The sequence below is a fragment of the Pontibacter toksunensis genome, assembly GCF_042686245.1.
Classification (GTDB): Bacteria; Bacteroidota; Bacteroidia; order Cytophagales; family Hymenobacteraceae; genus Pontibacter; species Pontibacter toksunensis.
Map to the genome: position 1 here is coordinate 1 of NZ_JBHUOX010000052.1, position 9,503 is coordinate 9,503.

The window sequence follows — 9,503 nt, forward strand, 5'->3', positions numbered from 1 at the left end:
AGCGGAGAGGATTACGCCGAAGGCCACCCCAAGTCTTTGTAATGATGAATGGCGTGGTGCGTCCAGAGCACCTTAAGGATGCTGGCCGGAAGGCATGCACCGCGTAGTGCACAAGCAGGTAGGCAGAGTAGGCCATCAAAAGGCTTGGGACAAAGGCATACACATACTCATACTCCCCCAGCAGAAGCCTGAAGACCATGAAAATGAACGCCACATACAAGAGCCCCAGGATGGGCGGCATGGCGAGCCTGTCCCTGTCATAGAATACTCATGGTGAACACCGTGGACGGTCTACTGGACTTTCTCCCTCCACCTACTGGTCGGCGGCATGTGGAAGAAGATGCGGTGCGCCACATACTCCAGGAGGGTAAAGGACAGGAAGCCCAGCACAAGCACCAGCGCCACTGTCCCTGCCTTCATACCTGTTTCCGTAACTCCGTAGTAGAGCAATCCACCAGAGACGGCAGCGTAGAGGGCAAGGGGAACGGCTATATGGGTCCTGCTGAGGCGCTCCAGCAGGGGGCTGCTGAAGAGCTGTTTGCTGCCCCTGGCCTTCGGTTTGATGCTGTGTTTCATTTCCGTAAAGAATTTATAGTTACTTTCTCTTGTTTGTCAGACCGCCAGCAGCGTCCCTGCTTCGGGCACAGCGGGACAGGCAAAGGTTCTGCTGAAGCGATTCTTCCATTTACGTTTTATGGAAACGCCTGAACCTGGCTAAAAATAAAACTTCCCTCTGTCAGCAGATGTTTTCTTTGGAGACGGAAACGTACCCTTCCTGGCTGTTCCACTAAAAGGACCAGCCAGGAAGCAAAGGGAGTAGCTACTCTCCCTGGTTCTCCCTTTCCACCAGCCGGAGGGGAATGTCCTTCTGGTAATCGTAGAGCTTGAGCTCCTGGATATTGGCTGGCAGGCCGAAGCCGCTGTCCAGCAGCGCCTTCGTCACCGCCTGCATGATGCTCCCCCGCAGCAGCACTACCCCCTTTTTGTAGTCCTCTGTCTCCGCCCAGAAAAAGACCCTGATGTTCACCGTGCTGGTGCCCAGCTCGTCCACCGTGGCGTAAGGCGGGTCCCGCTGCAGGACCCCCTCCACCCCCCTGGCTGTTTCCGCTATCAGGTCAAGGGCGTCCTGGATGCTGTCGTTGTAGTCGATTCCGACAACAAAATCCATCCGGATGAGGCCGTTCTGTGTCAGGTTGGTCACTTTAGACTTGAGGATGGTGCTGTTGGGAATGTAGACGTCCATGCTGTCGAAGGTGAGCACGTGCGTGACCCGCAGGTGCAGCGCCTTCACCTTCCCCGTCACATCTTCTACCTCGATGGTGTCGTTTATCTCAAAGGGGCGGTTGAAGGCCAGGATAAAGCCGGCCAGGAAGTTCTCGGCGATGTCCTTGAAGGCAAAGCCTATCACCACCGCCGACAGGCCGGCACCGGCGAGCAGCCCGCCGGCCACCCCGCTCAGGCCCAGCGTCTGCAGCACCAGCAGCAGCCCCACGATGATGATGGCCCACTTGGAGACCAGGGCGATGTACTCGCCCGTGATGCGGTCGTGGGCCTTCTGCGAGAGCCGGGCGTCCAGCAGCGCCTTCACCTTGCCCGCCACCCACAGGGCGGCAAAGAATATCAGCAGGGCCAGCAGGAGGTTGGGCAGCAGGAAGAGGAATCCCTCCCAGTACTCGTTCACGACATCCACCAAACTGGCGGTTGACTCGCTGATGTCCACCCGTTCTGCTTCCTGCATTTTGTGCTGTTTAAGGTTAAGTGCCTCTGGCGCTAGAGGGCAGGAGAAAAGGGCTGCTCCTCCTGCTGCTAAAAGTATTTTGCAGAGCCCGGTTTCAGGGCGCTGGGAGGCAGCAGTGCGATTTAACTAAAGGGACCGGCACAGAGTCTGTAGAACAAACGCCAAGAAAACCGATTATTCCATTGTATCAGGCTTGGGATGAACCGCTTTCATAGCTACCTTTACCCTAAGCTATACAAGGTCTGTTGATTAGCATAACATTACATGCATACGCTACCAATGACACCATGAAGGGGGCTATCTTCGTTTTTCTGAAGCGATTCGTGGAGCACAGGCACAACTACAACACCTGGGTGGATATCCTGGAGAGGGAAGGACTGCAGCACCGTACAGCCTCACCTTATCAGAAGAACGAAGCCTACCCTATCTCCGAGCTGCTTACCATCATGCTGGCTGCCTCCCAAAAGCAGGGCATTCCGTATGATGTGTTTCAGGAAAGGTTCGGGCGGTTCCTGGTGCCCGACCTGCTGCTGGTCTTCAAGCGCTTTGTGAACCCCTCCTGGAGAACATACCAGATGCTGCAGCACATTGGCTCGCACATGCACGGGGGCATCAGGAAGGAGAACGACAAGGCCAACCCGCCGCTGCTGCACGTGACTACGGTCAGAAAGAACGTCCTCATCATTGATTACCACTCCAGGCGCAGGATGGCCGGCTTTGCCATCGGCATCATCAAAGGGCTGGCCAGCTACTTTGATGAGAGTGACCGTATAAAGGTAGCCTCCGCCACGGAGCCGCATGCTGAGCGGGTGCAGATAAGAGTAAACTTTTCATAATCCATCTAAAAGGTAAAGCCACCTGGTAGCAGGTGGCTTTACTGTTTAGATTCCATTTCTGTTTTCTCCCAAGCATTGAGCAGGCGCTCTGCTACGCGAGCTGAAGAAACAGAAGAACGCGCTAGCTTACAAAGCAGGATAAGGAGCAAGGAGAGAAAGTCCGGTATGAGTGGAAGGAGGAGGCGAAGAAGCGCTTCTTGGCACTGGTCGCCATTGGTATTTTTTCGTGCCGTTTGTTGCCTTCAAAATACTGGCGGTACGTATAAGGACTGTGTAAAAATTACTTAGTATAAAGTTTGGTTTAGTTAGAACGAAAGCCCATTCTCCGGAGAATGGGCTTTTTTCGTTTGGTTAGTTTTCTTTATCGCAGGCATCACACAGCCAACTGCCAAAAATGTGAGTGTGGTGGGTTCTGTGCTCGCAGCACTTACAGTACATTATACAACTCATAGGCCTCTTAATTCATTAGTTAAACAGGATATATGTAATTGTCAGCAGGCGTACAGGCACACGGAGAGCACGCCCAACCAGGTTAGGCCAATAATACGGGTGCAGGTGAGAAATTGTTTAGTTGGCTCGGTTCAAGTCGGCAGTGCTTAGGACTGGCATGTGGCGCGGGTGAAGGTGGTGTAGTTATTCCTACAACTTTACGCTATAAAAAATATACAACCTTTGGAGGTGAATTATATACAACTTTTCACCGAAAATGATTTTAGCTACGTCTGCAGTCTTTCTTTGTACAGCCTTTTGAACCTTGCCAGGTGCGCTGCATTGTCCTCGAGCAGTGTTTCTTTCTCTGCCTGCAGGTTCTTCACTTGCTGCTCAAGGCTATTGACGGTGCTGAGCAAATGGTCGCACTCGGCCTGCAGCTTTTCGGTTTTCTTCTTTTCCTCTTCCAGTCGGATGCAAGGGCTAGCGTAAGTCACAGCTGTAAAACGGTTTAGTTTGTTGGTTTTCACTTTTTCTCCGGAGTGGGTGCCTGGGCAAGCAATCTGGCTTCAAGGGAGTCGCCTACTTTATAAGTGCCGTGTTCTATCCTTATCAATAGCCGCCTGCTTACCATGCGCGAGAGCAGATGACCTACGCTATCCGCACTGGCTTTGTTATAGTCGCCTTTTATTAGTTCGATAGCTTCCTTTTTGGTGATGGTGCCGTTGGCCAGCACCGATTTGAAGACGATAAACTGATTCTTTGTCATTAGCTAAAACATCCACGCTTTTGGAAGGGTATAAGGCCACACCTACTTTGCTTTCTTCAGACATGGGCTTTCCGGAGAATAACCATGCGCTGGCATAAAGATGAACATCAAGTTTGTCGACAAACACTACCAATTCCTTTATACCCCCGTTTCTTCAAACAATTATAGAAGTGCATACATTTAATTAAGTAATTTAGTTTGAACTATATCTTCCTTCAAAACGCTCAGCATAACAGATGACGAACATGGCTTTATACAATTCTACATCAAATCAAATGGTGACAGCACCCTCCAGGTCCTGATTCAAAATTACTGACGATGCGCAATAACGCGTGTGGCCATATGTATCTCTCTCGCATTTTGGGCTTTACTTCGTGCTATGGTGCCATCCGGGAAATAATGTCATTCTGGTCGTTCATGGTTTTGACGGCTAGGTTACCTGGATCCTTACCTCGACAAGATTGATATCTCAGAACTCATGGAGAAGAAATGAAGAAAAGCCGGGAGGTTAGTCCCGGCTTTTCTTTTAGCAATGGTATTATAGGGAGGGGCTTTCTGTAAGGCCCTTATATCATTTGTAGATCCTCTTCCCTAGTGATTAGCCAATAATGATGAGTTGGTTAGTAGCAGAATAAGTTTGATAGCTTGGAAAGTGTACGCGAATGACACAAAAATGCACTAATATCCTTGATAACACAAGGTATTTGTAGGTTAGTTTATAACATACAAATCTGACCACTACTCCTCTCAAAAAGGCTTATAATATAGTTATATCACATATTTTAGCTAAAAAAGCTTACATCGTTTGTTTCATTAGTAACATTGCCAATTTGATTCAGGAATATTGATAGCCCATGATCAAACAGTGCACTAAGCTATGTAACCCTCAGGAACAGCTTTGGCTGCTGTTGATTGGCTATAGAGGCAAGGATCTCGTTTGCCTCTGCCCCTTTCTTGGCATAGGTATAGGTCTCATCATCAATGCAAAAGCGCCTTTATTTATATGCAATGCGTAATACGAATTGCGCATAACATGCTTTCAGCGTAGGGTGCGCAGCTAGGTTCGTATCGCTTTCACATACTCTTTCTCCACCTGCAGGAACTCCTGAAAGTGCTGGTTGTATTGGCCAATCACCTTTCCCCTCCACCATGTTGTTCTCTTCCAGGTAGTGCACATACTTGGTAAGCTGGTTGATGTTGTTGCCGACTAGTAGAAGGTAGGTTGATATGGAAGCTTTACGCATAGGAAAGGTTACAAAGAGCAAGCTTCATTCAGTCCTGATGAAGTATTTAATTCCTTTACTACCTGTACCAACGAAGGTAATATGTATTGGTAGAGGCACAGGTCATGATGCGTGGTTTAAGGGTGGACAAACTTACCGAACAGGTAGTAAAGAAAAGCATTTATCCTCTATCCTGCTACCTCTAACGTACGACTTTCATGACGGCTTCAGCTTTTGATTGTGGAGAGTACTTTACAGCCCTCAGACAGGGGGGTGCTGCTGGCTCTGCCTCTCCCAGATTTCCCCGTACGACGAACATAACCGGAGGCCTGCCTTGTTCAGGCTCAGAGGATAGGGCACGCCTCATGATAACTGGTTCCTTCTCCTGTTGCAGTACCAGCGCAACCGTTACGCAAATTTGGCCGAGCAACAAAATTGCGCTTGTAAAGAGAATAATGACAATTATAGGCGGGAACATGACTGTTATAGCTCCTACTTTAAGAACATCTGAATGTGCTGAGGCATTGGTATACAGCGCTTTTTAAGTTTTTGTTGCGTCACACTAGCAGCTGCATCAGAAAGTAAGTACAAGGACTATTTTACGTGAACAAAACTTTATGAAGTCTATCTACATGCCTTCAGTGTTCGAAGACAGCAACCACCAGGGAAAACTCTATTGGTGACCAGCGCCCAGAAGAATTTATTGTTTGCTCTTCCCTGAATATTGCAACACAATAGTAAGCACTCCCCAGCAAGCTTTGCTCCCACCATCCAGCACTCCACCAAATGCTGCTCATTCGCCGGAGAGAGGGACGCTGGCCGCCGTTCAGTCAGCCTCCTCACTTCGCTACACTCCATTCTTCCGCTGCCGGAACAGTGGCTTCCTTACCCGCGCCAAGCATGCGCCACCCGCATATTATCAGATAAACAAAATAAGTACAGTAAACATAATAATACGCTATTACTAAGTAAGCTACCATCACTACAAAAGGGAAAAGAAAGAAATATCTTATTCCCCTGGTACTCCTCCCCCATCTGGACACACACATACTCCTCCTGCCTCCCGATTGCCCTTCCCCAGGAAATAGGGAGATAATGTGACGATCTTCCATTATGATCTACAGCATTCAACATAATGTCTGTAAGAAGGCCTGATGAGTTTTTGTATTTGTAAAACTGTACCACCAATACTGACATCGGCTAGTTGTAATGAGCATCAATATGTACAGAAACTCCCTCCTTTAGGGCCTCCTCATAATTTCCCCTTCTCATTACTAGAGGAATGGAGAGCGATGCGGGCCGATGTTGCGCCTTTCATCCAACTTCTTGATGAAGCCCTGGGTGAGCAGCTGCTTCACAGAATTTTGCTGGTCCAGTTATTTGCCAGAATTCAGTCATATAGGCATTGTCGGGTTTGTACCTGTCTCAACTCTGCTGAACCGACAGCGTTGTCTTCAACGGTTTTCTATACGTAAGGCAAAAACAAATAAACTACGTACGAAGAAGCCATGAAAATCAACAGAAGCCTTCTGCTGTACACGGTCATCTACAATGTAATCTATGGCCTATTGTTCTTATATGTGCCAACGAAAGTTGCCGGGGTGACGGGAGGAAAAGAGCTGATAGTTTTTCCCATTTTCTGGTCGGTAGGTGCTTTAGGGCTTATTATGGTTGGGTTAAAGAATGCGGCCGCCTTTCAGTACTGGATCAACTGGCTGCTTGCCCTGTTTTGTACACCTATACCGACTTTTGTACTGGTGAATGTTTTTTTTAGCCCCTTTTGGTGAAATCAAGGAGGACTTGGAATGGTCGTTCCTGATTACACCCGTGGAGCTAGGGGTGCTGGTAAACTACCTACCACTCAAGAGGATAAATGGTTAATGTGATGACAAAGCGGCTAACATAGGACAGGGGCTGCCTCAGACACACAAAGCAGGAAAGCCACCTCTTCAAGAGATGGCTTTTCTCAAGGTCATGAAATTCTTTACAAAGCCGTTGAAAACAGATTTGAAAGCCGATATACGGCAAAGCCTTGCCTGTTGTTTTAACAGAAATAAAGCAAAAAGCCACACATAACCAGGTGGCTCTGGAGGTAAACCATGGGTTCAGGAGCCGAATGAATTCTTAGCCGTACCTGGAGCAGATAAGCATTGCCTCGCTGGTGTAGCCGCTGGGCGACTTTCTCATCTTCGGTGGAGGTAGAAACAGAAGAGGCCCCTGCAGGGGCCTTTTCCTCCGAGAAAGCCTGTTGAAGGCTCTCCCGTATTTACTGATAGTAGCTTCTTTATTTTACTCCCCTCCAGGCTAAAAAGTTAAAAGCCTTGGCTTCTGCTTCACCAGGTTCGAAACAATAGCTGTAGGTAGCTTACTTAGCACCTTCTGTGACTAAACGGATGAGGTAGTTTACCTTGTCTTCGGTGATGGGCCTGCTCAGGTAGCCCTTCACTGTGCTATAGCTTTCTGCTGTTTCTCTGTCCTCTGCGCTTGCCGACGAGGTGAGCACCACAATGATAGGGATGGCGATGCCCTTGCTTTCCTGCAGCTGCTTGAGGGCCTCCAAAAGCTCAAGCCCGTTCATCACAGGCATGTTCAGGTCCAGCAGGACAAGATTATAAGCCGTTTTTTTAAGTAGTATCAGCGCGTCATGCCCGTTTCCTGCCAAGGCTATCTCCTCCGCAGCTTTCATCCTGCGCAACAGCCTCACGCCAAGGAAGCTGCTGGCCTCGTCGTCATCCACAAGTAGTACTTTTCCTAAGTTTGCCATTGGGTAGAGAGGGTGTGGTATTTGCTTGAACGTGGAATTGCAAAATTTGTGGTGGGGTGGCGGCTACGAAGGCTCATTTACGCTGCCTCTACCTTCTTAGTGAGGAGGTTCCCGTGCACTCGTATCAAACATGGTAAGGCAGATTAAACCTAGTTATCGATAGGAGTAGACAGTGCACAAGGCCAGCTGTTTGCCTGTATGTGCTTCCCTTGCGTGTACGGCAGGCTTTCTACAGACAAGACCCTGAGCTATGGCATCAAGCGCATCCTTATGGCTCCCTTCGAGAGCAGGGACGCCGCCTTGGCCTGAGGGTGATGGAGGAATAGGCAACAGTGGCTGGTATTCGGACGCAGTTCAGGAGTGGAGTATAAGCTGCAATAAGCACGGCCCCTGATACCAGCAAAATATCAAACCAGCAGCACGAAAGTACTGTGGCATATGTTTTGAAGTATAACCGAGGCGCACAACCTATATATTTGGAGACAAACTTACCCCGTACACAGATGGTTCTTTTCGACAACAGTATAATTCGGTTGGACTACAACCCGGCTACCGACATCCTGGAGGTGGAGTACCCTGACCTGCATGACTACCTGCTCTCGGAGATAAAGCGCAGCATTGACACGCTGCTGGATACTGTTAGAAGCTATTACGTGAAGCGGCTCCTGCTCGACTCGACCAGAACCATCATCTCTGTAGGCGATGAGGAGAGTCGGGAGATTGCCACCTATCTTGCTGCGGGCCTGGCCAGGACAAGGGTACAGAAAGTGGCACGGGTGCAGTCGCCAAGCACCACAGTGGAGACCACAGCGCAGCATAGCATCAGGCACATTCAGGAGGCGCAGGCGCTGCCGTTCCAGCTGCAGAACTTTAGCAGTAAGACACTGGCTATGGAATGGCTGGCGAGTAATTTTTAATCATGCTTTTTTTTAGCCTGTGTGGTTGTTAACTTCGTCCTACTGCTTTTAGTGTAGCAACAAAGGATAAGTGTATGGAGGATAAGATTACCCATGAAGACAGGATGCACGGCTCTATCTTCGTGCTGCTCAAACGCTTCGTGGAAAGCCTGTATGGCTACAGCACGTGGGTAAACCTGCTGGAGTCGGCAGGCATCAGGCATGCTCCCTACCAGATGGACGGGACGTACCCCACCAGCGAAATCGCTGCCATTGTAGGGAAAGCCTCCGAGCTGATGGGTGTCCCGCCGCACCAGCTGATGGAGAAGTACGGGGAGTCGCTGGTGCCGGACCTGCTGCTGATATACAAGAAATACATGCACCCGGAGTGGCGCACCTACGACATGCTGCTCAACACAGAAGCGGCCATGCATGCTGCCGTAAGGAAAGAGGACAGCCGGGCGAATCCGCCCCTGCTGTTGGTGACAAAGAAGGGCAGCAGGCAGCTGATGGTCGACTACTACTCCAGGCGCAGGATGGCGGCTGTTGCCGTTGGCATCATCAAGGGCATCGCCAGGCACTATGACGAAAGCGACAAGGTGGAGGTTACGCTCCTGACGCCGGTGGGGGAGGAAAGGGTCCAGATAAGGGTAGACTTCCTTCCATAGCTTTTCGTAACGAAGGTTATGTTCACTAAAACCTCATGAATTCTGCTGCAGCCATGCCTCGTAATCACTCCCGGAAAGGTGCTGCCGCATGTACTCTTTCAGCCCTTGTACGTTTTCCTCTGCAACGAAGCGACGGAAATCCACCACACCCTTGGAGGCTTCGAAACCCTCCTTCGTGAA

Annotated in this window: 10 protein-coding genes and 1 pseudogene; 4 read left to right on the top strand and 7 right to left on the bottom strand. The window is 49.6% G+C overall.

Features of this window, described 5'->3' with window-relative positions; genetic code table 11:
- From ACFS7Z_RS26440 to ACFS7Z_RS26450, 3 genes and pseudogenes are all read right to left on the bottom strand, one after another.
- Window positions 1–241 (bottom strand): annotated as a pseudogene (locus ACFS7Z_RS26440) (hypothetical protein); the annotation flags it as partial.
- A 50-nt stretch (window positions 242–291) separates the two neighbouring features.
- Window positions 292–576, bottom strand: coding sequence for a hypothetical protein (locus ACFS7Z_RS26445; protein ID WP_377492205.1), 285 nt, complete (start codon window positions 574–576; stop codon window positions 292–294).
- Window positions 577–820: 244 nt separating this feature from the next.
- Entirely contained in the window at window positions 821–1,738 is a 918-nt protein-coding gene (locus ACFS7Z_RS26450; protein WP_377492208.1) for a mechanosensitive ion channel family protein, read from the bottom strand.
- A 287-nt stretch (window positions 1,739–2,025) separates the two neighbouring features.
- Here ACFS7Z_RS26450 and ACFS7Z_RS26455 point away from each other — a divergent pair, with 287 nt between their 5' ends.
- Window positions 2,026–2,574 carry a heme NO-binding domain-containing protein gene (locus ACFS7Z_RS26455; RefSeq protein ID WP_377492211.1) on the top strand — a complete coding sequence of 183 codons (549 nt, stop codon included), beginning with the start codon at window positions 2,026–2,028 and terminating at the stop codon, window positions 2,572–2,574.
- 716 nt (window positions 2,575–3,290) lie between these two features.
- On the opposite strand, the gene ACFS7Z_RS26460 is transcribed toward ACFS7Z_RS26455, so the two are convergent.
- From ACFS7Z_RS26460 to ACFS7Z_RS26470, 3 genes are all read right to left on the bottom strand, one after another.
- A complete protein-coding gene (locus ACFS7Z_RS26460; protein ID WP_377492214.1) occupies window positions 3,291–3,533 on the bottom strand; it encodes a hypothetical protein in 243 nt (80 codons plus the stop codon).
- Window positions 3,530–3,772: a hypothetical protein gene (locus tag ACFS7Z_RS26465; RefSeq protein ID WP_377492217.1), complete on the bottom strand. Its 243-nt coding sequence runs from the start codon at window positions 3,770–3,772 to the stop codon at window positions 3,530–3,532. The genes ACFS7Z_RS26460 and ACFS7Z_RS26465 overlap by 4 nt, the downstream gene beginning before the upstream one ends.
- A 995-nt stretch (window positions 3,773–4,767) precedes the next feature.
- Window positions 4,768–5,016, bottom strand: coding sequence for a hypothetical protein (locus tag ACFS7Z_RS26470; RefSeq protein WP_377492220.1), 249 nt, complete (start codon window positions 5,014–5,016; stop codon window positions 4,768–4,770).
- Window positions 5,017–6,503: 1,487 nt separating this feature from the next.
- On the opposite strand from ACFS7Z_RS26470, the gene ACFS7Z_RS26475 reads away from it, so the two are divergent.
- The gene (locus ACFS7Z_RS26475; RefSeq protein WP_377492223.1) at window positions 6,504–6,782 is read left to right on the top strand and encodes a hypothetical protein; all 279 of its coding nucleotides are present in this window, start codon (window positions 6,504–6,506) and stop codon (window positions 6,780–6,782) included.
- A gap of 578 nt (window positions 6,783–7,360) precedes the next feature.
- On the opposite strand, the gene ACFS7Z_RS26480 is transcribed toward ACFS7Z_RS26475, so the two are convergent.
- Complete coding sequence (locus tag ACFS7Z_RS26480; protein WP_377492226.1) at window positions 7,361–7,759, bottom strand: response regulator; 399 nt, start codon at window positions 7,757–7,759, stop codon at window positions 7,361–7,363.
- 503 nt (window positions 7,760–8,262) lie between these two features.
- Here ACFS7Z_RS26480 and ACFS7Z_RS26485 point away from each other — a divergent pair.
- Both ACFS7Z_RS26485 and ACFS7Z_RS26490 read left to right on the top strand, forming a co-directional pair.
- On the top strand, window positions 8,263–8,676 hold the full coding sequence (locus tag ACFS7Z_RS26485; RefSeq protein WP_377492229.1) for a hypothetical protein: 414 nt from the start codon (window positions 8,263–8,265) through the stop codon (window positions 8,674–8,676).
- Window positions 8,677–8,750: 74 nt separating this feature from the next.
- Entirely contained in the window at window positions 8,751–9,323 is a 573-nt protein-coding gene (locus ACFS7Z_RS26490; protein ID WP_377492232.1) for a heme NO-binding domain-containing protein, read from the top strand.
- Window positions 9,324–9,503 lie beyond the last annotated feature (180 nt).

Bases quoted from the DNA above. Each gene is read 5' to 3' on its own strand.
- ACFS7Z_RS26445 (WP_377492205.1), bottom strand. From the start codon at position 576: ATGAAACACAGCATCAAACCGAAGGCCAGGGGCAGCAAACAGCTCTTC.
- ACFS7Z_RS26450 (WP_377492208.1), bottom strand. From the start codon at position 1,738: ATGCAGGAAGCAGAACGGGTGGACATCAGCGAGTCAACCGCCAGTTTG.
- ACFS7Z_RS26455 (WP_377492211.1), top strand. From the start codon at position 2,026: ATGAAGGGGGCTATCTTCGTTTTTCTGAAGCGATTCGTGGAGCACAGG.
- ACFS7Z_RS26465 (WP_377492217.1), bottom strand. From the start codon at position 3,772: ATGACAAAGAATCAGTTTATCGTCTTCAAATCGGTGCTGGCCAACGGC.
- ACFS7Z_RS26470 (WP_377492220.1), bottom strand. From the start codon at position 5,016: ATGCGTAAAGCTTCCATATCAACCTACCTTCTACTAGTCGGCAACAAC.
- ACFS7Z_RS26475 (WP_377492223.1), top strand. From the start codon at position 6,504: ATGAAAATCAACAGAAGCCTTCTGCTGTACACGGTCATCTACAATGTA.
- ACFS7Z_RS26480 (WP_377492226.1), bottom strand. From the start codon at position 7,759: ATGGCAAACTTAGGAAAAGTACTACTTGTGGATGACGACGAGGCCAGC.
- ACFS7Z_RS26485 (WP_377492229.1), top strand. From the start codon at position 8,263: ATGGTTCTTTTCGACAACAGTATAATTCGGTTGGACTACAACCCGGCT.
- ACFS7Z_RS26490 (WP_377492232.1), top strand. From the start codon at position 8,751: ATGGAGGATAAGATTACCCATGAAGACAGGATGCACGGCTCTATCTTC.